Origin of the sequence: Billgrantia antri (assembly GCF_017868935.1) — a bacterium.
Taxonomy (GTDB): Bacteria; Pseudomonadota; Gammaproteobacteria; order Pseudomonadales; family Halomonadaceae; genus Halomonas; species Halomonas antri.
In genome coordinates, this window is the sequence record NZ_CP053383.1 from 3,291,403 (window position 1) to 3,314,211 (window position 22,809).

Sequence of the window (22,809 nt, forward strand, 5' to 3'; positions counted from 1 at the left end):
TTTCTCGATCATGCCTCTCCCTGCGACCCTGGACGACAAAGCGCTGGCCGAACTGGCCACGACGATCAAGACCTGGGGCCGTGAACTCGGCTTCCAGCAGGTGGGCATCGCCGATGTCGACCTGGCCGCGGACGAATTGCATCTGCAGCGCTGGATCGATGCCGGCTATCACGGCGAAATGAGCTTCATGGCCAAGCACGGCAGCAAGCGCACGCGCCCCGAGGAGCTGGTACCCGGCACCCTGCGCGTCATCAGCGTGCGCCTGGACTACCTGCCTGCCGAAGTCGAAAGCGCCAAGGTGCTTGGCCAGCCGCAGAAGGCCTATGTCTCGCGCTATGCGGTGGGTCGCGACTACCACAAGCTGATGCGCAAGCGCCTGGCCACCCTGGCCAAGTGGATCGAGGAACGCATCGGCCCGTTCGGCTACCGTGCCTTCGTCGATTCGGCGCCGGTGATGGAGCGCGCCCTGGCGCGCAAGGCCGGGCTCGGCTGGGTGGGCAAGAATGCCATGCTGCTCAACCCGCGGGCGGGCTCGCTGTTCTTTCTCGGCGAACTCTACGTGGACCTGCCGCTGCCCGTCGATCCCCCCTTCGACAGCGAGCACTGCGGCAGCTGCAGCGCCTGCCGCACGGCCTGCCCCACCGGGGCCATCGTCGAGGACAAGGTGGTCGACTCCAGGGCCTGTATCTCCTACCTCACCATCGAGCTGTTCGGCAGCATACCCGAGCGCTTTCGCGAGGCCATGGGCAACCGTGTGTTCGGCTGCGACGACTGCCAGTTGGTTTGCCCATTCACCCGCTTCACCCGCGCCACGGCAGAGGACGATTTCGCGCCGCGCCACGATCTGGATCGGGCCAGCCTGGTATCGCTGTTCGCCTGGGGCGAGGAAGAGTTCCTCGACAAGACCGCCGGCAGCCCAATCCGTCGCATCGGCTACGAGCGCTGGCTGCGCAACCTGGCGGTGGGACTGGGCAACGCACCCTGGAGCGAAGCCGTGGAGGCAGCCCTGCGCGCCCGCCTCGCCTACCCCTCCGATCTGGTGCGCGAGCATGTGCGCTGGGCACTCGAACTGCAGCGGGAGAAGCGTGACCGGCTGATAGCAAGCGCCTGACCGCAGTGGGCCGCGGCTTTACTGGCGACAGCTCTTCGAGGAGGCGCTGTGAACCCATCCCTGGGCGCTACCTTTTCCATCCCTGGAAAAGGACCTCCTCTTCGAGCTGTCCCCAGTGCCGCTCACCCTTGGTGGTGCCTGCCAAGGGCGCTCCTACTCCTCCTCGTCGCGCTCGCTGTCGGCCAGGCGCAAGAAGGCATTGCGGTAGTGCGCCAGCTCGGCCAGCGATTCACGAATGTCATCCAGCGCCTGGTGGGTGTTGCGCTTGTTGAAGCCGGCCAGCGCGCCCGGGTTCCAGCGCTTGGCCAGCTCCTTCAGGGTCGAGACGTCCAGATTGCGATAGTGGAAGAAGGCCAGCAGCTCGCGCATCTCGCGCTCGAGGAAGCGCCGATCCTGATGCACGCTGTTGCCGCACATGGGCGAGGTGCCGGGCACCACGTATTGCTTCAGGAACTCGAGGGTCTGCCGCTCGGCCTCGGCGGTGTCGATACGGCTCTGCTTGACCCGCTCGACCAGGCCAGACTCGCCGTGGGTCTTCTGGTTCCACTCGTCCATGGCGGCGAGCAGGCTGTCGGACTGGTGCACGGCGATCACCGGCCCTTCGGCGACCAGGTTGAGGTCGTTGTCGGTGATCAGGGTGGCCACCTCGATGATGCGCTCGCGCTCGGGCTCGAGCCCGGTCATCTCGAGGTCGATCCAAACCAGCAGATCGTCGCGTGGCGCAGGCGTGTTGGGCATGGGACAGGCTCCAGAGTTGAAGGGCGCGGCAGGACAGGCCGGGCCACGCTTAGTACAATGCCAGCATTGTAACGATCTTCGGGCGCTCATGAGCAAACGCAAGCTGAGTCGCCAGCAACGCTGGCGAATCGAGAAGATACAGGCCGAGCGGTCTCGGCGCGCCGAGCAGCGCGACGCCAGGGATTCGCACAAGCTCGCCGCGGGCGAATACGGGTCCGAACGACCGGGCCGGGTCATCGCCCATTATGGCCGCACGCTTGACGTGCAGGGCGACGACAGCGAGACCAGCGTACGCTGCCACCTGCGTGCCAACCTCGAGGGCCTGGTCACCGGCGACAGGGTCACCTGGCGCGCGGCCCAGGATGCCGAAGGCAACATCGTCGAGGGCGTGGTGGTGGCTCGCAGCGAGCGCCAGAACGTGCTCGAACGCCCGGATGCCCGAGGCCAGCTCAAGCCGGTGGCGGCCAACATCGACCAGATCCTGATCGTCTTTGCCGTGGAGCCGGCGCCGCACCCCAATCTGATCGACCGCTACCTGGTGGCCGCCGAGGCCACCGGCATCGCCCCGGTGCTGGTGCTCAACAAGATCGATCTGCTGCCCGAAAACGGCGGCGAGCTGCGCGCGCTGCTGGCGCGCTATGAAGCGCTCGGCTATCCGGTGGTGACCACCACCACCGCCCGCGAGACGGGCCTTGATGAGCTGCTGGAACGCCTGGCCGGGCGTACCTCGGTGTTCGTCGGCCAGAGCGGCGTGGGCAAGTCATCGCTGATCGACCGCCTGCTGCCCGATGAATCGCTGCGCATCGGCGAGCTGTCGAAGGATTCACGCAAGGGCACCCATACCACCACCACGGCCCGCCTCTACCGCTTGCCCACCGCCGACGACGCCGAGCTGATCGACTCGCCGGGTATTCGGGAATTCGGCCTGATTCACCTGGACGAACGGCAGGTTGCCGAAGGCTTTATCGAATTTCGCGACTTCCTCGGCCGCTGCCGCTTTCGCGACTGCCGCCATCGTCAGGAGCCGGGCTGCGCCCTGCTCGAGGCAGTCGAGCGCGGCAACATCCACCCCGCGCGTTTTGCCAGCTACCGCCATATCGTCGATAGTCTCAGCGAGACCTGATTCGGCCCGCACGAGCAAGAGGAGAGCGCCATGAGTTCCGAAGAGAATCTGCTACCGCTGATCGTCGAGCCAGAACAGCTCGCCGCGCACCTGGACGATTCACAGTTGCTGATCGTCGATGTGCCACTCAAGGCCGAAAGCTACCAGGAGGGGCACGTGCCCGGCGCGGTCTTTCTCGACTATCGCCGCCTGCTGCGCGGCGAGGGCGAGGTGCCCAACGAGGTGCCGAGCCCCGAGGCACTGTCGCAGCTGTTCTCGTCGCTTGGCCTCACCCGCGATACCCATGTGGTCGCCTATGACGACGAGGGCGGCGGCTGGGCCGGGCGTCTGCTGTGGACGCTGGAGCTGATTGGCCACACCCGATACTCCTATCTCAACGGCGGCATCCACGCCTGGCATCAGGCCGGCCTGCCGGCTTCCCGTGAGTCGACCTCGCCGACGCCCAGCGAGTACGAGGCCGAGGTCCTGCACCCACAGGTCGCCATCGACCGCTTCGAGCTGCAGGAACGCCTGGGTGAGAAGGGTTTCGCGGTATGGGATGCCCGCTCAGCGGCGGAATACCGCGGCGAGAAAGGTGAGAACAAGCGGCTCGGGCACATTCCCGGTGCGGTCAACATGGAATGGACCGAAGCCATGGACAGGGAGCGTGCCCTGCGCATTCGCGACTACGCCGAGCTGATCACCGAACTCGAGGCGCTGGGGCTCACGCCGGATATGGAAGTAGTCACTCACTGCCAGAGCCACCATCGCAGCGGCTTCACCTGGCTGGTGGGCAAGGCACTGGGTTTCGAGAACATTCGCGGCTACGCCGGTTCCTGGAAGGAGTGGGGCAACCGCGACGATACGCCGATAGAGAAGTAAACCAACTACACGACAGCCAACCGGGCAGGCAACGACGCGACCTTAGCGGGGCCGCTGCCATGAGCGAGCCGAGTAGCGCAAATCGACAGGGATGTCGATTTAGGACGTGTGCGTCGCGACAGGCAAGAGGTACCTTGATCCTGCTCGGCGCATCACTCGGCTCGCGAGTGCCAGGGTTTCGGCACCGATTGTCGCGAATCGCCTTGTCCGGTTGGCTCAACCAGACCGCTACGGAACCGTTACTTTGTCTCTTTCCAAGTTCTTCGCCCTGATCCAGTATCCGCTTCCCCATCACCTGCTCTCGCGGCTGGTGGGCTATCTTGCCGAAACCCGCATCGCCTGGCTGAAGAATGCGCTGATCCGTGCCTTCATCAAGGCCTTCGAGGTCGACATGCGCGAGGCCGCCGAGCCTGACCCCACCGCCTACGCCACCTTCAACGACTTCTTCACCCGTGAGCTGAAGCCCGATGCCCGCCCCCTGGGCGAGGGCCTGCTCTGCCCCGCCGACGGTAACCTGTCCCAATTCGGCCCCGTCGAGGCCGACAGGCTGTTGCAAGCCAAGGGGCACCGCTTTTCGATGGTCGACCTGCTCGGCGGCGACGCCGAGGCAGCCAGGCGCTACAGTGGCGGCAGTTACGCCAACGTCTATCTCTCGCCCAAGGATTATCATCGAGTGCATATGCCGCTGGCCGGCACCCTAACCGAGATGGTCTACGTGCCGGGGCGGCTGTTCTCGGTCAACTCGGCCACTACCGACCACGTACCCAACCTGTTTGCCCGCAACGAGCGCCTGGTGTGCCACTTCGATACCGAATACGGCCCCATGGCGGTGGTGCTGGTCGGGGCGATGATCGTAGCCGCCATCGAGACGGTGTGGGCCGGTCAGATCACGCCGCTCTCGGGCCAGGTGCAACGCATCCGTTTCGATCAGCCGATTCGCCTGGAGCGCGGCGAGGAGATGGGCCACTTCAAGCTCGGCTCCACCGTGGTGATGGCCTTCGCCGGCAAGGTCGATTATGACTCCCACCTGGCGCCCAAGACCAAGGTCAGCATGGGCCAGTCGCTGGGCGGCTTTCCGCAGTCAAACACGCCCGACTTCGTCTAGGCGCCCTCAGCAGCGCGGCGTGGCAAAGGCCATCACCTCCGCCACGCTCGATTTTTCCAGAGCCAGCTGAATCAGCCGGTCGATACCCAGCGCCACGCCGCTGCCGGTCGGCATGCCGTGCTCCAGTGCGGACAGCAGGCGCTGGTCCACGGCCACCTCGGGCAGGCCCAGCCGTCGGCGGGCGGCGTTGTCTTCGGCGAAACGGGCGCGCTGCTCGGCGGCATCGGTGAGTTCGTCGTAGCCGTTGGCGAGCTCCAGCCCTTCGAGGTAGACCTCGAAGCGCGAGGCGACCCACTCGCCGTCCTCCGGGTCGCGATGGCGCCGCGCCAATGCTGCCTGGCTGGCCGGGTAGTCCACTACCACGTCGAGCCCCTCGCGCCCAAGCGTAGGCTCGATGGCCAGGCTCATCAGCAGGTCGAGGCAGTCGTCGCGTGCGGCATCGCGCATGTCGAGCCCGCCGCGCTCGCCGGCCAGGCGCCGTAACGTATTGAGATCGACGCTGAAGGGGTCGAGCCCCAGCCCCTTGCGGAACAGCTCGCGGTAGCGGCGCCGCCGTAGCGGCCCAGGATCGCAGTCGAGCACCTGACGAATCAGCGCCACGACCTCCTCGATCAGCTCGTCGAGGGAAAAGCCCGGTCGATACCACTCCAGCATGGTGAACTCAATGTTGTGGCGGCCGCCCACCTCGCCGTCGCGAAAGCTTCGCGCCAGCTGGAAGATAGGCCCGCTGCCGGCGACCAGCAGTCGCTTCATGTGGAACTCAGGCGACGTCTGCAACCACAGCCGCTCACGCCCCGCCGGTGTGGTCGCCTCGAGCGACAGCGAGGCCAGGTGCACGTCGGTGCTGCCGCCGTGGCCCAGCACCGGCGTCTCCACCTCCAGCACGCCGCGCTCGGCAAAGAATGCCCGCACCGCGGCCAGCAGCCGCGCCCGCTTGTGCAAGGTCGCCACGGTGGCAGTGGGCTGCCAATCGATCTCTTGCATGGTCGTCACCATCGAAAACGCCGAGCCCAACGGGACTCGGCGTTGAAACAGCTAGGCACCCGGTCAGGCGCGTGACACATATTCGCCGGAGCGCGTATCGACTTTAAGCACTTCGCCCTGGTTGATGAATAGTGGCACCCGCACCACGGCGCCAGAAGAGAGCGTGGCCGGCTTGGAGCCGCCCTGAGCGGTGTCACCCTTGAGGCCCGGGTCGGTCTCGACCACCTCCAGCTCGATGAAGTTGGGCGGTGTCACGCTGATGGCGTTGTCGTTCCACAGGGTCACGGTGTATGCCACCTGCTCCTTGAGCCATTTGAGAGTGTCACCCAGCGCCTTCTGCTCCACGGCGTACTGCTCGAAGGAACCGTCGGTCTTCATGAAGTGCCACATGTCGCCGTCGGTGTAGAGGTATTCCATCTCGAGGTCTACCACGTCGGCGCCTTCCAGGGATTCGCCCGACTTGAAGGTACGCTCCCACACGCGGCCGGTGATCAGGTTGCGCAGCTTCACGCGGTTGAACGCCTGGCCCTTGCCCGGCTTGACGAATTCGTTCTCGACGATCGCGCAGGGGTCGCCGTCCAGCATCACCTTCAGACCGCCCTTGAATTCGTTGGTAGAATAGCTAGCCATGTTGCCTCTCGAATGATCGGGCGCGCCGCAGCAGGCTCTGGGCGCGCAAAAAAAACCGAATCGACGAGGATTCGAGCCCTCGCCCCTTTGTGACTGGTGTGCCGCATGATAACCCGAAGCTCCGCCCTTTTGCAGAGACCGGAATCGCCAAGCGCTGACGTGACGCCCTTGTCGCTGCCAAGCGCCTGGCAGACCCAGCTGTCGCGGGCGATCCGCGCCCCGCATGAGCTGTGTCGGCGCCTGGGCCTGGATGATTCCTGGCTGCCCGGCGCCGAGGCGGGCCATGCCCTGTTCGAGGTGAGGGTGCCCGAGGCCTTCCTGGCCCGCATGCGCTACGGCGATCCGCGCGATCCCCTGCTGCGCCAGGTACTGCCGCTGATCGCCGAGAACGAGAATGTACCCGGCTACGTGATCGACCCGCTGGAAGAGGCCGAGCACACGCCGGGGCCGGGGCTGATCCATAAGTACGCCGGCCGCGTACTGTTGATCGCGAGCCCCGCCTGCGCGGTGAACTGCCGCTACTGCTTCCGCCGCCACTTCCCCTATGACGACAACAGCCCCTCGCGAGCCCAGTGGGAGCGCTCCCTCGACACGCTGAGGCAGGATGCATCGATCCACGAGGCGATCCTCTCCGGCGGCGACCCGCTGGCCGCCAACGACCGCCAGCTCGCCTGGCTGGTCGAGCGCCTCGAGGCAATTCCTCACCTCAGGCGCCTGCGCCTCCACACCCGCCTGCCGGTGGTCATACCGGATCGGGTCGACGACGCCCTGCTCGGCTGGCTCGGCGCCACGCGACTGCAGAAGGTGATGGTGCTGCATGTCAATCACGCCCAGGAGATCGACGAGGCCGTGATCGAGGCTTGCATGCGGCTGAAGGCCGCTGGCGTGACGCTGCTCAACCAGAGCGTGCTGCTGCGCGGCGTCAACGACTCGGTCGAAGCGTTGGCCCAGCTCTCCGAACGGCTGTTCGAGGCCGGCGTGCTGCCCTACTACCTGCACGTGCTCGACCCGGTGGCCGGCGCAGCCCACTTCGATGTGCCCGACGAAGAGGCCCGCGAACTTGTCGCGGGCCTGCGCGAGGTGCTGCCGGGCTTTTTGCTGCCGCGCCTGGTGCGCGAGGTACCGGGAGAGTCTAGCAAGACGCCGCTGTAGCCCCATGTCGCGCTCGCTTCATGCGGTCCCTTTGTTGCAAGCGTACGTCAGCGTGCCACCGCCGTGTCATGCGCGCGCTTGGCCAGCCGGCGGCTGGCCAAGCCAAGGCACGACCGCATCAGCGGTATCAGCAGCCACAGCAGCGGGGCGAGCAAGCAGCGATGGGCAAGACGGGCGGCGACAAACACCGGCAACAGCACGATCAGCCATAGCAGGAACTGGCCCAACCAGGTAGGCCAGCCGAGCCGCTCAGCGAGCGTGGCACCGAGCGCACTGATCAGGCTAGGGTGGCGAACCAGCACATAAGCCGTGCCAGCCACCGCGGCCACCTTGGCCATGCGCGGCAGCGTGGCGAAGCGTCCGCCGCCGGCGACGACTTGCCGCATTCCTGACCGAGCCCCCTGGGCCTCGAGACCACTCACCCGTGCACCACGCACCACCCGCCCGGCCTTGAGTACCTTGACGGTACTGGCCATCACCAGCAGATCGAGACCCGCCCAGCCCAAGTCGCTTGCGCCTATGGCTTCACCGCGGCGCCACTGGCTCTCCAGGTCGCGCAGACCACGAGTGAAGAAATCCCCTACTCCCGCCACTACGCGCTCGCCCTGCAGCCACTCTACACTCCCCTCGTCGCCGACCACGAACTGGTTGAGCAACCCGTGCCCATGCGTCTCCAGTAGCGCAATGCCCATCTGGCCGCGTCGATGAGGCGTCAACGCCACCGTTTCAGGTTCGGCGCCCGCCTCGTCGCCCCACCAACCACTGGCTTGCCGATAGCGCTCGCCGAGCCAGTGCCGTGCTCGCAGGGTGGCAACATCATGATCGCGGAAGTAGCTCACCGGCAGTACCGCATCCGCGCCGTAGCGCACCAGTACCTGCTGGAACGCCGGCGACGAGCCATAATCGAGCAACGTCCTCCGCGCGATGTCGCCGTGACGCATCAGCGCCAGGGAAGCGCTCATCCACAGTGCCGGATCCGAGGCGAAGCCGAGGAACAGCGCACTAAGCTCTGGCGGCTCCTCGCGCAGCATCGGTGCCAGGTCGGGCAGCGTGCGTTGCACCTCCATGCGCACTAGCCTGGCCTCGTATGGCTCGTGAGACGCCGCCGTGGTTACGATGCCTGCAACCACCACGGCGACCAGCACCATGACCCGCCAGGGCCGCATCATCGTCCCTCCCCGCACCACTAGCGTGCTTATCCCAAACTTTCGGCAGTCACATTGGCCGCCACCGGCTGGGTGGAGACGTGGCGGTTGATGGCGCTCATCACCGCCTTCATCGAGGCACTGGTGATGCTCTCGTCGGTGCCTACACCAAACACTGCCTTGCCGTCGATGCGTACCTCAACGTAGGCGATCGCCTCGGCGTCGGCGCCCTGGCCGCGGGAGTGCTCGTGGTAGTCGATGATCTCGACGTCATGGCCGGCCGCCGCCAGGGCCTTGATGAATGCCGCCAGCGGGCCGTTGCCTTCGCCGCCGATGGTGCGACGCTCGCCGCGCTCCTCTATAGTCGCATCGAGCTTCACCTTGGGGCTGTCAGGCTCGGAGGAGAGGCGATGATTGACCATGGCGTAGGGTGCGGTACGGGTCAGGTACTCGTCGGCAAAGGCCTGGTAGATCATCTGCGAGGTGATCTCCTTGCCGGTGCGGTCGGCCACCTCCTGCACCACCTGGCTGAACTCGATGGAGAGCCGGCGCGGCAGCTCGATGCCGTGCTCTTGCTCGAGCAGGTAGGAGACCCCGCCCTTGCCCGACTGGCTGTTGACGCGAATCACCGCCTCGTAGCTGCGGCCGACATCCATCGGGTCGATGGGCAGATAGGGTACCTCCCACATGGCGTCGGGATTGGCGCGGCGCTCGGCCATGCCCTTCTTGATCGCATCCTGGTGAGAGCCGGAGAAGGCGGTGAAGACCAGATCGCCGACGTAGGGATGACGCGGGTGCACCGGCAGCTGGTTGCAGTACTCCACCTCACGCATGATCGGCGTGATGTTGGAGAAGTCGAGCCCCGGATGCACGCCCTGGGTATAGAGGTTCATGGCCAGGGTGACGATGTCGACGTTGCCGGTACGCTCGCCGTTACCGAACAGGGTACCCTCGACGCGGTCGGCGCCGGCCATCACGGTGAGCTCGGCTGCCGCCACGCCAGTGCCACGGTCGTTGTGGGGATGCACGCTGACGATCAGGTGGTCACGGTTCTTGACGTTGCGACAGAACCACTCGACCTGGTCGGCGTAGTTGTTGGGCGTGGCCGCCTCCACCGTGGCCGGCAGGTTGACGATCATCGGCTTCTCGGCTGTCGCCCCATAGGCTTCCATCACCGCCTCGACCACCTCCTTGGCAAAGTCCATCTCGGTGGTGGTGAAGAGTTCCGGCGAGTACTGGAAGGTCCAGTTGGTTTCCGGCGCCGCCGCCATCAGCTCGCGAATCTGGCTGGTGGCGTCCACGGCGATGCCGATGCACTCCTCCTTGCTGACGTTGAACACCACGCGACGGAACACCGGGTCGGTGGCGTTGTAGACGTGCACGATGGCGTTTTTGGCCCCCTTCAGCGCCTCGAAGGTACGCTCGATGAGGTGCGGACGCGCCTGGGTCAGCACCTGGATGGTGACGTCATCGGGCACCTTGTTCTGCTCGATCAGCGCACGCACGAAGTCGAAGTCGGTCTGGGAGGCCGAGGGGAAGCCGACCTCGATCTCCTTGAAGCCGATCTTTACCAGCAGGTCGAAGAAGCGCTGCTTGCGCTCCTGGTCCATGGGGTCGATCAACGCCTGGTTACCGTCGCGCAGGTCGACGCTGCACCACAGCGGCGGCGACTCGATGCGACGGTTAGGCCACTGGCGGTCGGGCAGGTCGACGGCAACGAAGGGACGGTACTTAGCGGCGGGGTTGTCGAGCATCATGGTGGCGGTCTCCCTGGACTGGCGGCTCTGGTTCGGACAGGTGGCGTTCAGAAACGACGACGCCCCGGCTGCGAGGAGCATACCGGGGCGTCGTGGCAATGGACGAAACGATCTACGCGACCGATGACGGTCACGGCGAAACGGTGTACGTAGCGGGAAGCAATTCGGTTGGTTGACATTTTGGCACCTCGACTGACCCTGGACAAAAACGCGATGCACAACGCATCGCCCGACGCTCAAAGGCCGGCTAGTAGTCGTAGGTTCAGGCTGAGGTAGCAAAATGTCGTGTTCATGCCCTCTAGAAAATCAGCATGGCCGACGCTTGTCAAGGCTCACCGCCGTTTTCCATTTGGGTATCGGCACGTCGCCACCACTCCAGCAGGCCGGGAGGCACCGCTTCCTCGGCCACCGTCACGCTCCATAGCGAAGCGCCGCTGGCATCCTCCACGCACAGGCAGAAGCGTCGCCGATCAGCGCCATGCACCTCTTCCCGCCCCGCTTCCGCACTCGACAGCAGGCGCCACAGCTCGTCACGCTGGGCCTCGCTGCAGCGGGCGCAATCAATGCAGCGTGGCCGCGCCAAGCCGGGAAAGTGAGCCAATCCCCCTTCTCGTCGCAGCCGAACCACGTTGTCCGAGGTCAGATGAGGCGGCTGGTTCATGGCATCACCCCCACGCCTCGCCAACCTTCACGCACCGCCTCGACTTCCACGCTTGCCGCACCGAAGCGCCACTCGGCATTGGCGAGCGTCAGGCCGGCAAAGGCGACGAAGTCGCTGTCCTGGAGGAGACGGGGATCGACCAGGGTGTCGTACCAGATCCGGCCGGCCCGCTCCCAGGCATGGCCACCCAGTGCCATGGCCACAAGGTGAAAGGCCCGGTTGGGAATGCCCGAGTTGATATGCACCCCGCCGTTGTCCGCCTCGGTGACCACAAAGGCCTCCATGTGGCCGGGCTGCGGGTCGCGCCCCAGCAGCGGGTCGTCGTAGGCGCTACCCGGCTTTGCCATGGAGCGCAGCGCCCGGCCGTCAATCTGCTCAGTGAACAGCCCTTCGCCGATCAGCCAGTCCGCCTCGTCGACGCGCTGTCCCAGTTCAAGCTGCTTGGCCAGGCTGCCGAACACGTCGCACAGCGACTCGTTCAGCGCGCCTGATTGCCCTACGTAAGCCAGCGCGGCTTCATGCTGAATGACTCCATGGCTCAATTCATGGGCAATGATATCCAGCGCGACGGTGAAGCGGTTGAACAGTTCGCCGTCGCCATCGCCGAACACCATCTGGCGGCCGTCCCAGAAGGCGTTCTCGTAGTCCTGGCCATAGTGCACCGTGGCCAGTAGTGCCATGCCGTCCCCGTCGATGGAGTGGCGCTCAAAGGCCTCCCAGAAGAGCCGGTAGGTCGCTCCCAGGCCTTGGTAGGCCTCGTCGACGGCCGGGTCGCCGCTGTCTACCTGCCCTTCGCGCCTCACCAGCGTGCCGGGCAGAACCTGCTGCTGCTCGGCGGAATAGACGTAGCGGGCCGGCTCCCCGCGTCGGGCACTGCCCGACGGCAGGGCCACGGCACCTTCACGAGCACGAAACCGACCGTCGGCCAACAGGGTGTGCCGAGCACATTCGCTCAGGCGGGACGAGCCAGCGCTGGCGATACGCTCGAGCAGGTAGGGGGGTAGAAAATGCCTGGCACCGGCAGCTGGCAAGTCGGTCATCCGTTTCCTCTCCTTCGCACCATGCGGCTCGCCCATCGAGCGCGGTTGATGAGAGCATAGCGAAAAACCTACCGCTCACGCCGCTCCAGCATCGTCTCCATGCGTGACAGCTGGTCGCGCAGTTGGCGCACGTCGTCGCGCAGGCCGTGCAGCTCGGCCGCCTCCCCTTCGCCGCTCTCCAACTGAACCTGGATGCTCTCCTTCTGCATCACGTCGAGCACGATGCCGATCATCATGTTGAGGAAGATGAAGGCGTTGAGAAAAATGAAGGTGAGAAAGAAGATCCAGGCGTATGGGTAGTGCTCCATGGTGGGATAGAGCACCGCCGTAGCCCAGCTCTCGAAGGTGGCGACCTGGAACAGCGTCAGCATGGCCAGCGAGATGTTGCCCCACAGGCGCTCGTCGACGCCACTGAACAGGAAGCTGCCGATCGCCGCGTAGATGTAGAAGATGATGAACATCAGCAACGCCACGTAGCCCATCCGCGGGATCGACTTGAACAGCGCCGCGATCAGCATGCGCAGCTCGGGGATCATCGATACCAGGCGCAGCACACGGAAGATGCGCAACAGCCGCGCCAGCAGCACCATCTCGGAATCGTCCATCGGGATCAGGCTGGCGGTGACGATCAGAAAGTCGAAGACGTTCCAGCCGCGCCTGAAGAAATCGCGCAGGCGGCGCTCCGCCGCCATGCGAATCAGGATCTCCACCAGGAAAAATACCGTCACTCCCACGTCGAGCAGCAGCAGCCACTCCTGAAACGGGCTGACCTCCTGCTCGTAGGTCTTGGCGCCAATCAGCAGCGCCGAGAGCACGATGATCGCAATCACCGTGAATTCGAAGATCTTGTTGGCGCGCAGCCGCTCGAAGCGGTCGCGCCAAGTACCGAAGGAAGCGCTCATGGACATTCTCGTAAGCACGCTCTATGGAAGACGACTTCGTTGCCATTCGACGGGCATGCGGCACGCCCCATCGCCATGGCGGAGCGATGGTATCACGAGCGTGAAGCCCGACATGCCCATCACGAACGGCAACACCGGACGTTACGACAGCGAAACCTTTATTCACGCTCCCCGCCTTGTCCAGTCGGTTGCAGCCTGCCTACCTTCAAGTCATCACGTGCATGGGAAAAGGAGTTCAGTACATGAGCGAAGAGAAGCAACCTCCCCAGGAGCAAGCCCATCAGCCCGGCGCCGAGTACAAGATGGATCCGCAACCGGAGTACATCCGCGAGAGCTACCGCGGAGCCGACAAGCTCAAGGACAAGGTGGCGATCATCACCGGCGGCGATAGCGGCATCGGGCGTGCCGTGGCGGTGCACTACGCCCGCGAGGGCGCCGACTGTGTCATCGCACATCTGGAGGAAGATACCGACGCCCGCGACACGCAATCCCTGATCGAAGCGGAAGGACGCCGCTGCGTGGTGCTCAAGGGCGACGTCGGCGAGCCATCATTCTGCCAGGAGATCGTCGCCAGGACGCTCGAGACATTCGGCAAGCTCAACATCGTGGTGCACAACTCGGCCGAACAGTATGACTGGGACGACATCACCGACATCCCCGACGAGCAGATCCAGCGCACCTTCCAGACCAACGTGTTCAGCCATTTCTACCTGACCAAGGCGGCTCTGCCCCATATGCACGAGGGCGACACGATCATCTGCACGTCGTCGATCAACGCCTTCAAGGGCAACCCGAGCCTGATCGACTATACCGCCACCAAGGGTGCGATCCAGGGACTGGTGCGCTCGCTGGCGGTGCCGCTGGCCGAAAAAGGGATTCGAGTCAATGCGGTAGCGCCGGGGCCGGTGTGGACGCCGCTGATCCCGGCCAGTTTTCCGGCCGAGAAGGTCGCCTCCTTCGGCGGCCAGGTGCCGATGAACCGTGCCGGTCAGCCCTCCGAGATGGGGCCGGCCTACGTCTACCTGGCCTGCGAGGAATCTTCCTACATGAGCGGCCAGACGCTGCATCTCAATGGCGGCGTAGTGCTGAATACCTGACGCCAATTGGAAGAGCACCTGAAGCTCACGTTAAAGCGCGACGCCCGCCTCCTGGAGGCGGGCGTCGTCATGTGGTACCAGAACCCTAGCCGTTCAAGTGGTCAGTTCGGCCGGATCGAGAAGCCCGGCGAGTTCCTGGGCATGCAGGGCCGCCTCGCGCCCAAGCGGCGTCAGATAGCCGCCGTCGGCCTGGGTCACCAGGCCCTTTTCATGCAGCCGCCGTGCGGCGGCAACCGCGCTCGCCTCGGCGCTACCGGCATGCACTTTTAGGCCTTCCTGGGTGGTATCGAGATTGTAGAGACAAAGCAGGTTCATCTCTTCCAGCAGTTCGGCGGAGAAATGCGCTTGGGCCATGGCGACCTCCAGTTCGATGGGATCCTTCGAAGGTACGCCACTTGCTTTCGCTGCACCACTACTCGCTGCACCACCACTCTCGATCAACCTGCCAGGCTGTCGTCTTCCAGATCGCCCTCACGATAGCCCATCAGGTAGAGCACGGCATCGATCCCCAGGGTCGAGATCGACTGGCGTGCCTGGCTGCGCACCAGCGGCTTGGCACGGAAGGCGATACCGAGCCCGGCAGCGGCGAGCATCTTGAGGTCGTTGGCGCCGTCGCCCACGGCAATGGTCTGCTCCATGGTCAGCCCCTCACGGGCGGCGATCTCGCGCAGCAGCTCGGCCTTGCGGCTGGCGTCCAGGATCGGCTCGCGAACCTCGCCGGTGACCTGGCCGTTCTCGATCACCAGTTCATTGGCATGAACCTCGTCGAAGCCGAGCTTCTCCTGCAGGTGACGGGCGAAGTAGGTGAAACCGCCGGAAAGGATGGCGGTACGGTAGCCCAGCCGCTTCAGGTGCTTCATCAGCCGCTCGACGCCATCCATCAGCGGCAACTCCTCGGCGATCTCGGCAAGCACCGCTTCGTCGAGGCCCTTGAGCTTGGCCATGCGCTCGCGGAAGCTCTGCTGGAAGTCGAGTTCGCCGCGCATGGCACGTTCGGTGACCGCCGCCACGTCCTCGTAGACACCGTGGCGCCGCGCCAGCTCGTCGATCACCTCGGCCTGGATCAGGGTCGAGTCCATGTCGAAGCAGACCAGGCGACGATGGCGGCGCCAGATCGAGTCCTCCTGGATGGCGATGTCGACCCCGTGCATGGCCCCCAATGCCAGCGCCTTCTCGCGCAGGCTGTCGAGGTCGACTTCCTCGCCACGCAGCCAGCACTCTACGCAGGCACCGAACGCCGGCACGCCACCATCCAGCGGTTCGCGACCGGAGAGGCGGTGGATCAGCTCCACGGTGAGGCCGTGCTCGGCGGTGAGCGCACCGACTTCGGCCAGGATACCGGCGGGTAGATGCGGCGCCAGCAGGGTCAGGATCAATCGCGGCTGGCTGGCATGAGCACTCCAGCGCTGGTAGTCCTCGGCGCTGACCTGGATCGCCTGGACGTCGAGGCCCAGGCTGTCTCCCGCCTCGTGAAGGGCCCCCTCCAGGTCACTGTCGCGGTCGAGCCCGACCAGCGCCTCGAGCGAGACCATGCCGAAAGTCACGCTCTGGTTGATATCGAGCAGCCGTGCGCCGCTGCGCGCCAGAGCCTGGCCCAGGCCGGCCAACTGGCCGGGTCGTGCCGCGCCGGTGGCGCGAATCAGCAGTCGTCGTGTCATTCCCCACTCTCCAGGCGATCCACCTTCTGCAGGCCGCGGGGCAGCTTGCTGCCACGACGGCCACGTTCGCCGCGATAATAGTCCAGATCGGCGTCCTTGAGGGTCAGGTGACGCTTGCCGGCATGAATGATCAACGCCCCCCCTGCGGGCAGCAGGGCAATATCGCGTACCAGTTCCTCGCGCCGGGCGGCACGCGCCCCGGGGATATCGATCATCTTGTTGCCCTTGCCCTTGGCCAGCTCGGGTAGTTGTTCCAGCGGGAACAGTAGCAGACGCCCCTCGTTGGAGACCGCCGCTACCCAGATGTCCTCACCCTCCGGTATCCGCACCGGCGCCATCACCCGGCAACCCTTGGGCACCGAGAGCACCGCCTTGCCCGACTTGTTCTTGCCGATCAGCTCATCGAGCCTGGCCACGAAGCCGTAGCCGCCGTCGCTCGCGAGCAGGTAGCGGGTCTCGGGCGGGGCCAGCATCAACCCGGCCATGTGGGCACCCGCCACCACATTGACTCGGCCGGTAACCGGCTCGCCCTGGCTACGGGCGCTGGGCAGGTTGTGCGCGGCCAGGGTATAGGCGCGGCCGGTGTCGTCGAGCAGCACCAGCGGCTGGTTGGTCTTGCCGCGCCCGGCCAGGGCGAAGCGGTCGCCGGACTTGTAGGAGAGCCCTTCCGGATCGATGTCGTGGCCCTTGGCAGCACGAATCCAGCCCTTCTCGGACAGCACCACCGTTATGGGATCGGCGCCCATCAGCTCGACCTCGGAGAGCGCCTTGGCCTCCTCGCGCTCGACGATAGGCGAACGACGCTCGTCGCCGTGCTCGCGGGCCGCCTCGCGCAGTTCCTCCTCGATCAGGTCGGTGAGCTTGGCCTCGCTGCCGAGCAGCGCCTTGAGGCGCTTGCGCTCGGCTTCAAGCGCATCCTGCTCCCCGCGAATCTTCATTTCTTCGAGCTTGGCCAGGTGGCGCAGGCGCAGCTCGAGGATGGCCTCGGCCTGGCGGTCGGAGAGGCCGAAGGCAGACATCAGCGCGCTCTTGGGCTCGTCCTCCTCGCGGATGATGCGAATCACCTCGTCGATATTGAGGTAGGCGACGAGCAGGCCTTCGAGGATGTGCAAACGGTCCTCGACCTTGCCCAGGCGATGCTCCAGGCGCCGCCTCACCGTCTTGCGGCGGAAGCTGAGCCACTCGCCGAGCAGGTCCGGCAGTGGCATCACCCGCGGGCGGCCGTCGAGGCCGATGACGTTGAGGTTGACGCGAATGTTCTTCTCGAGGTCGGTAGTGGCGAACAGGTGCGCCATCATCGCCTCGATGTCGACGCGGTTGGAGCGCGGCTCGATCACCAGCCGGGTCGGTTCCTCGTGGGTCGACTCGTCGCGCAGGTCGTCCACCATGGGCAGCTTCTTGGCCTGCATCTGGGCGGCGATCTGCTCCAGCACCTTCGATCCGCTGACCTGGTAGGGCAGCGCGGTGACCACCACCTTGCCCTCCTCCATCACGTAGCGCGCGCGCAGCTTCACCGAGCCGCGGCCGCTCTCGTAGAGTTTGCGCAGGTCGTCGCGAGAGGTAATGATCTCGGCCGCGGTGGGGAAGTCCGGCGCCGGCAGGTGTTCAACCAGGTCGGCAGTCGTGGCCTCGGGATGGCGCAGCAGGTGGCAGGTGGCCTCGACCACCTCGTGCACGTTGTGCGGCGGAATGTCGGTGGCCATGCCCACGGCGATGCCGGTGCCGCCATTGAGCAGCACATGGGGTAGGCGCGCCGGCAGCACCACCGGCTCGTTCATGGTGCCGTCGAAGTTGGGTGTCCAGTCGACGGTACCCTGGCCCAGCTCGGCGAGCAGCACCTCGGCAAACTTGGAAAGGCGCGATTCAGTGTAGCGCATCGCCGCGAACGACTTGGGATCGTCGGGGCTGCCCCAGTTGCCCTGGCCGTCCACCAGCGGGTAGCGGTAGCTGAACGGCTGAGCCATCAGCACCATCGCCTCGTAGCAGGCGCTGTCACCGTGGGGATGGAACTTGCCCAGCACGTCGCCGACGGTACGCGCCGACTTCTTGTACTTGGCGCTGGCGTTCAGCGCCAGCTCGCGCATGGCGTAGACGATGCGCCGCTGCACCGGCTTCATGCCGTCGCCGATGTGCGGCAGCGCCCGGTCGAGGATGACGTACATCGAGTAGTCGAGGTACGCCTTCTCGGTGTATTCGCGCAGCGAGAGGCGCTCGACGTCGCCCTCCGCCACCTGGATATCCATGGTCATACGATATGCCCTAGGTCAGGGTTCAATGTCTCTTGTTCCCACCGCGGCTATCCCGGCGCCGCTCGTCTTGGCGCTATACCTCTATGTCTGCGAGGTTGCCATAGTCTTCGAGCCAGCTCTTGCGGTCGGCGGCGCGTTTCTTGGCCAGCAGCATGTCCATCATCTCCATGGTGCCGTCGCCGCCCTCGCGGGTGAGCTGCACCAGGCGGCGGGTTTCCGGTGCCATAGTGGTCTCGCGCAGCTGCAGCGGGCTCATCTCGCCTAGGCCCTTGAAGCGCTGCACGTTGGGTGTGCCGCGCTTGCCCTCGAGGCGGCGCAGGATGGCCGCCTTCTCGCTCTCGTCCAGCGCGTAGTGCACCTCCTTGCCCAGGTCGATGCGATAGAGCGGCGGCATGGCGACGTAGACGTGCCCGGCATCCACCAGCGCCGGGAAGTGGCGCACGAACAGAGCGCACAGCAGCGTGGCGATGTGCAGGCCGTCGGAGTCGGCATCGGCAAGAATGCAGATCTTGTGATAGCGCAGCTGGGTGAGGTCGTCGCTGCCCGGGTCCATGCCCACCGCCACGGCGATGTCGTGGACTTCCTGTGAGCCGTAGATGTCGTGGCTGTCCACCTCCCAGGTGTTGAGAATCTTGCCGCGCAGCGGCAGGATCGCCTGGGTCTCGCGGTTGCGCGCCTGCTTGGCGCTGCCGCCGGCGGAGTCGCCCTCGACCAGGAACAGCTCGCCCTGGGCCGGGTCCTGGCCGGAGCAGTCGGCCAGCTTGCCCGGCAGCGCGGGACCGGCGGTGACTTTCTTGCGCGCTACCTTCTTGGCGCTCTTCTGGCGCCGCTGGGCGGCGCTGATGACCAGCTCGGCCAGCGCCTCGGCCTGGTCGACGTGATGGTTGAGCCACAGCGAGAAGGCATCCTTCACCACGCTGGAGACGAAAGCCGCGACGGTGCGCGACGAGAGCCGCTCCTTGGTCTGGCCGGCGAACTGCGGGTCGAGCATCTTCACCGAGAGCACGTAGGCGACGCGCTCCCACAGGTCTTCGGCGGTGAGCTTGACACCCCGCGGCAGCAGGTTGCGGTATTCGCAGAACTCACGCAGCGCCTCGAGCAGGCCTGAACGCAGCCCGTTGACATGGGTACCGCCCTGGGGCGTGGGAATCAGGTTGACGTAGCTCTCCATCAGCGTCTCGCCGCCTTCGGGGAGCCACTGCACCGCCCAGTCCACGGCCTGCTCGTCATCGGCGAAGTGCCCCACCAGGGGCGAGGCGGGCAGTACCTCGAAGCCGTCGGTGGCCTGGGCCAGGTAGTCGCGCAGGCCGTCCTCGTACTGCCACACGCTCTCGGCACCGTCGGTTTCCACCAGGGTGACCTTGAGTCCCGGACAGAGCACCGCCTTGGCCCGCAGCAGGTGCTTGAGCCGGCCCATGGCCAGCCGGGGGCTGTCGAAGTAGGACTCGTCGGGCCAGAAACGCACCAGGGTACCGGTGGTGCGCTTGGCCACGCTGCCGATCTCGGCGAGCTCCGAGACCTTGTCGCCATGCTCGAAGGCCATGGCGTGACGGGCACCGTCACGTGACACCTCGACTTCCAGGCGCCGCGACAGGGCATTCACCACCGACACCCCGACGCCGTGCAGGCCGCCGGAGAAGCGGTAGCTGGACTGGGAGAACTTGCCGCCGGCGTGGAGCCGGGTAAGGATCAGTTCGATCCCCGAGACGCCGTGCTCCGGATGGATGTCGATGGGCATGCCGCGACCGTCGTCGGCCACCTCGATGCCGCCGTCCTCGAGCAGGCGCACGGTGACCTCTCGGGCATGGCCGGCCAGCGCCTCGTCGACGCTGTTGTCGATGACCTCCTGGGCCAGGTGATTGGGCCGCGAGGTGTCGGTATACATGCCGGGGCGCTTGCGCACCGGATCGAGACCGGAGAGAACTTCGATTGAGCTGGCACTGTACTGTGTCATGCGTGTTCCAAAGCCATTGCGAATTCGATTGCGCTCCCAGCCGGTTTCACGCTTCGTCCCTGAAGCCGGTCCCGTGAGCTCACCGCGACGCCACGGCAGTCACGCGCCCCGGCGCCAGGCGGTATCCGCCGTGAGCCAGCACGGCCGGCAGGTAGTGCTCCAGCATGCCGAAGACATGATCGCCGCCGGGGTGCAGCACGGTCCGGGCACCGCGGTAGAGCGCAAAGGCGTCGGCCGGGTCGAGCGTCTCGTCGGCGGTCCCCAGCAGCAGAAGGTAGCGTTCGGGGGTGACTCGCCGAGGTGCCAACGCGGCCAGCTCCTCACGATGCGCCGGCTCGACGACGAAGCGCTCACCGCTATGTTCGTTGACGAAGGCCTCGCCGATCCATTCTGCCACCAGCCGTGCCGGCCGCACCGCAGGGTTGATCAGCACCGCCGGCAGCCCGTGACGCTCGGCCAGGCAGGTGACCAGAAAGCCCCCCATGGAGCTGCCGACCAGCAGCGGTCTCGGCCCCAGCGACACCAGCAGCGCCGCAGCCATTTCCAGCGCGGCTGCCGGTCGATGCGGCAGCTGAGGCGTCTCACAGGGCAGCGCCAGCTCCGCACAGGCGGCCCGCATCAGCACCGCCTTGGGCGAGCCATAGCCACTGTTGAAACCGTGCAGGTAGAGCAGGCCGCTGGCGGGCGCGGCCGCCAATGGAGCCGTCAGCATACCGAACCTACTGTATACATTGCCAGCCTTTCCACGCGCTTGCCCTTACCCTGCTTCAACGGTCGCTTCCCCCTTCGGCACGCCAGACCGCTTCGAGCAGGGCCCGGGTGGAGGCATCCATCTGCTCGTGTCCGTGCTGATCGGCCAGCATGCGCTCGGTTTCGCCGGCGATCTGCTTGCCCAGCTCCACCCCCCACTGATCGAAAGGGTTGATATCCCAGATGGCAGCCTGAACGAACACCTTGTGCTCGTAGAGCGCGATCAAGGCTCCCAGGGTCGCCGGCGTCAGGCGATCGAGCAGCAGCGTCGTGGAAGGCTGGTTGCCACGGTAGCGCTTGTGCCCCGGTCGCTCGCCCGGTTCGTCGATGGCGTCGTCACCAAGCATCAGCAGACGCGACTGGGCAAAGCAGTTGGCCAGAGTCAGGCGGTGCTGGGCCTTGAGATGATCGCGAGTCGCCGCGTCCTCGACATCGTCGTAGCGCTTGAGCGGGGCAATGAAATCGCACACCACCGGCTGGGTGCCCTGATGCAGCAATTGATAGAAGGCGTGCTGGGCGTTGGGGCCGAGCTGCCCCCACAGCACCGGGCAGGTGGAGTAGCTCACCTGGCGGCCGTCGTGGGTCGCCGACTTGCCGTTGGACTCCATCTCGAGCTGCTCGAGGTAGGCGGCGAAGTGCTCCAGGCGGCCGTCGTAGGGCAGGATCGAGTGGGCGCGAATGTCGAGGAAGTTGACGTTCCAGATCCCCGCCAGCGCCAGCAGCACCGGCAGGTTGTCGCCGAGAGGCGCCTTGGCGAAGTGCTCGTCCATGGCGTGGGCGCCGGCGAGCAGCTCGCGGAAGTTGGCCATGCCGATCACCAGCGCAATGGGCAGGCCAATCGCTCCCCACAGCGAATAGCGACCGCCGACCCACTCCCAGAACAGTAGTTGGTTGGCCTCGGCGATGCCCCACTCGCTCATCTTGTCGGGCTTGGCCGAGACGCCGACGAAGTGCTGGCGCATCACCATCTCCTCGTCGACACCTTGGATGCCGTCCTCAACCAGGCGTGCCATCAGCCAGTCGCGGGCAGTGCGCGCGTTCGACAGGGTATCGATGGTGGTGAACGACTTCGACGAGATCACGAACAGCGTGGTCTCGGGGTTGAAGCGGGTGAGATAGTCGGCGAGCTGAGAGCCGTCCATGGTAGAGGCGAAGTGAACCTCGACATGGTGCGCATCGGCAGGCCGATAGTCGGCCAGCGCATGGGTCACCATCAGCGGGCCGAGATCGGAGCCCCCTACACCGAGATTGACCACGTCTTGAATCGGCCGACCGGTGGCACCTCGCCACTGGCGGGCGTGCAGGCGCGCGACCATGCTGGCCATGCGATCCAGCGTGGCATGCACGCCGGGCACCACGTCCTCGCCGTCGACGACCAGCTCGGCCTCGGGTGGCAGGCGCAGCGCCGTATGCAGCGCCGGACGATCCTCGCTGATGTTGACGTGCTCGCCATTCAGCAGCGCCTGGATGCGCTGTGGCACCTCGACTGCACGCGCCAGGTCGAGCAGGCGCTCAAGCGTGGCGTCGCTCCAGCGCTGCTTCGACAGGTCGAGGGTCAGCCCTGCCGCCTGTCGCATGAAGGCGCCGCCTCGATCCTCATCGACGAACAGCTCGCGCAGGTGGGTAGTGCGCATCTCCTCGGCGTGTTCCATCAGCCGCTGCCAGGCGCCAGTCTGGTCGATCGGAGCGTGGTTCATAGCAATCCTCCTTGACGTCTTGCGGAAGCAACCGCGTCGTTGACGGCCAGCGTGAGACGAGCGAATCCTTCGCTCACAGGCTAGCCTTGTATCCGCCTGTAAATCCATAGGCCTGCAGGATCCGGGTACGATCCCGCACCGGCATGGCGCGTCGACCGTGCAGTCGACCGGCGGCAGGCGTAGAATACCGGCCTG

20 protein-coding genes are annotated in these 22,809 nt (G+C 65.7%); 6 read left to right on the forward strand and 14 right to left on the reverse strand.

Annotated features, from left to right (window positions below; all coding sequences use genetic code 11):
* The first annotated feature begins 10 nt into the window (after positions 1–10).
* A complete protein-coding gene (gene queG, locus HNO53_RS15285; RefSeq protein ID WP_209473463.1) occupies positions 11–1,111 on the forward strand; it encodes a tRNA epoxyqueuosine(34) reductase QueG in 1,101 nt (366 codons plus the stop codon).
* A gap of 153 nt (positions 1,112–1,264) precedes the next feature.
* On the opposite strand, the gene orn is transcribed toward queG, so the two are convergent.
* Positions 1,265–1,849 carry an oligoribonuclease gene (gene orn, locus HNO53_RS15290; RefSeq protein ID WP_209473464.1) on the reverse strand — a complete coding sequence of 195 codons (585 nt, stop codon included), beginning with the start codon at positions 1,847–1,849 and terminating at the stop codon, positions 1,265–1,267.
* Positions 1,850–1,937: 88 nt separating this feature from the next.
* Between orn and rsgA the strand changes: the two genes are divergently transcribed.
* From rsgA to asd, 3 genes are all read left to right on the forward strand, one after another.
* Entirely contained in the window at positions 1,938–2,972 is a 1,035-nt protein-coding gene (gene rsgA, locus HNO53_RS15295) for a small ribosomal subunit biogenesis GTPase RsgA (protein ID WP_209473465.1), read from the forward strand.
* A gap of 30 nt (positions 2,973–3,002) precedes the next feature.
* The gene (locus tag HNO53_RS15300) at positions 3,003–3,833 is read left to right on the forward strand and encodes a sulfurtransferase (RefSeq protein ID WP_209473466.1); all 831 of its coding nucleotides are present in this window, start codon (positions 3,003–3,005) and stop codon (positions 3,831–3,833) included.
* Positions 3,834–4,077: 244 nt separating this feature from the next.
* The gene (gene asd, locus HNO53_RS15305) at positions 4,078–4,938 is read left to right on the forward strand and encodes an archaetidylserine decarboxylase (RefSeq protein WP_209473467.1); all 861 of its coding nucleotides are present in this window, start codon (positions 4,078–4,080) and stop codon (positions 4,936–4,938) included.
* Positions 4,939–4,944: 6 nt separating this feature from the next.
* On the opposite strand, the gene epmA is transcribed toward asd, so the two are convergent.
* Complete coding sequence (gene epmA / locus HNO53_RS15310) at positions 4,945–5,922, reverse strand: EF-P lysine aminoacylase EpmA (protein ID WP_209473468.1); 978 nt, start codon at positions 5,920–5,922, stop codon at positions 4,945–4,947.
* A 63-nt stretch (positions 5,923–5,985) separates the two neighbouring features.
* On the reverse strand, positions 5,986–6,552 hold the full coding sequence (gene efp, locus HNO53_RS15315; protein WP_209473469.1) for an elongation factor P: 567 nt from the start codon (positions 6,550–6,552) through the stop codon (positions 5,986–5,988).
* 105 nt (positions 6,553–6,657) lie between these two features.
* Between efp and epmB the strand changes: the two genes are divergently transcribed.
* Positions 6,658–7,704, forward strand: a complete 1,047-nt coding sequence (epmB, locus tag HNO53_RS15320; RefSeq protein ID WP_209473470.1) for an EF-P beta-lysylation protein EpmB — start codon at positions 6,658–6,660, stop codon at positions 7,702–7,704.
* Between the two features lie 47 nt (positions 7,705–7,751).
* On the opposite strand, the gene HNO53_RS15325 is transcribed toward epmB, so the two are convergent.
* The 5 genes from HNO53_RS15325 to HNO53_RS15345 all read right to left on the reverse strand — a co-directional run bounded on the left by HNO53_RS15325 (position 7,752) and on the right by HNO53_RS15345 (position 13,209).
* Entirely contained in the window at positions 7,752–8,873 is a 1,122-nt protein-coding gene (locus HNO53_RS15325; protein ID WP_338034792.1) for a hypothetical protein, read from the reverse strand.
* A gap of 26 nt (positions 8,874–8,899) precedes the next feature.
* On the reverse strand, positions 8,900–10,606 hold the full coding sequence (gene leuA, locus HNO53_RS15330; protein ID WP_209473471.1) for a 2-isopropylmalate synthase: 1,707 nt from the start codon (positions 10,604–10,606) through the stop codon (positions 8,900–8,902).
* A gap of 325 nt (positions 10,607–10,931) precedes the next feature.
* Positions 10,932–11,267: a protealysin inhibitor emfourin gene (locus tag HNO53_RS15335; RefSeq protein WP_209473472.1), complete on the reverse strand. Its 336-nt coding sequence runs from the start codon at positions 11,265–11,267 to the stop codon at positions 10,932–10,934.
* Positions 11,264–12,307, reverse strand: a complete 1,044-nt coding sequence (locus HNO53_RS15340) for a M4 family metallopeptidase (protein WP_209473473.1) — start codon at positions 12,305–12,307, stop codon at positions 11,264–11,266. The genes HNO53_RS15335 and HNO53_RS15340 overlap by 4 nt, the downstream gene beginning before the upstream one ends.
* A 68-nt stretch (positions 12,308–12,375) precedes the next feature.
* Positions 12,376–13,209: an ion transporter gene (locus HNO53_RS15345; protein WP_209473474.1), complete on the reverse strand. Its 834-nt coding sequence runs from the start codon at positions 13,207–13,209 to the stop codon at positions 12,376–12,378.
* A 242-nt stretch (positions 13,210–13,451) separates the two neighbouring features.
* Here HNO53_RS15345 and HNO53_RS15350 point away from each other — a divergent pair, with 242 nt between their 5' ends.
* Positions 13,452–14,306 carry an SDR family oxidoreductase gene (locus HNO53_RS15350; protein WP_209473475.1) on the forward strand — a complete coding sequence of 285 codons (855 nt, stop codon included), beginning with the start codon at positions 13,452–13,454 and terminating at the stop codon, positions 14,304–14,306.
* 93 nt (positions 14,307–14,399) lie between these two features.
* Here HNO53_RS15350 and HNO53_RS15355 read toward each other — a convergent pair whose 3' ends face one another.
* The 6 genes from HNO53_RS15355 to pgi form a co-directional block, all read right to left on the reverse strand.
* The gene (locus HNO53_RS15355; protein WP_209473476.1) at positions 14,400–14,660 is read right to left on the reverse strand and encodes a TIGR02647 family protein; all 261 of its coding nucleotides are present in this window, start codon (positions 14,658–14,660) and stop codon (positions 14,400–14,402) included.
* A gap of 83 nt (positions 14,661–14,743) precedes the next feature.
* Positions 14,744–15,964, reverse strand: coding sequence for a phosphoserine phosphatase SerB (gene serB / locus HNO53_RS15360; RefSeq protein WP_209473477.1), 1,221 nt, complete (start codon positions 15,962–15,964; stop codon positions 14,744–14,746).
* On the reverse strand, positions 15,961–18,213 hold the full coding sequence (parC, locus tag HNO53_RS15365; RefSeq protein WP_209473478.1) for a DNA topoisomerase IV subunit A: 2,253 nt from the start codon (positions 18,211–18,213) through the stop codon (positions 15,961–15,963). The genes serB and parC overlap by 4 nt, the downstream gene beginning before the upstream one ends.
* A gap of 73 nt (positions 18,214–18,286) precedes the next feature.
* Positions 18,287–20,167, reverse strand: coding sequence for a DNA topoisomerase IV subunit B (gene parE, locus HNO53_RS15370; protein ID WP_209473479.1), 1,881 nt, complete (start codon positions 20,165–20,167; stop codon positions 18,287–18,289).
* A 79-nt stretch (positions 20,168–20,246) separates the two neighbouring features.
* Positions 20,247–20,879: a YqiA/YcfP family alpha/beta fold hydrolase gene (locus HNO53_RS15375; protein ID WP_209473480.1), complete on the reverse strand. Its 633-nt coding sequence runs from the start codon at positions 20,877–20,879 to the stop codon at positions 20,247–20,249.
* Positions 20,880–20,934: 55 nt separating this feature from the next.
* Positions 20,935–22,614 (reverse strand): glucose-6-phosphate isomerase, encoded by a 1,680-nt coding sequence (gene pgi / locus HNO53_RS15380; protein WP_209473481.1) that lies wholly within the window; start codon positions 22,612–22,614, stop codon positions 20,935–20,937.
* Between the last annotated feature and the right edge of the window lie 195 nt (positions 22,615–22,809).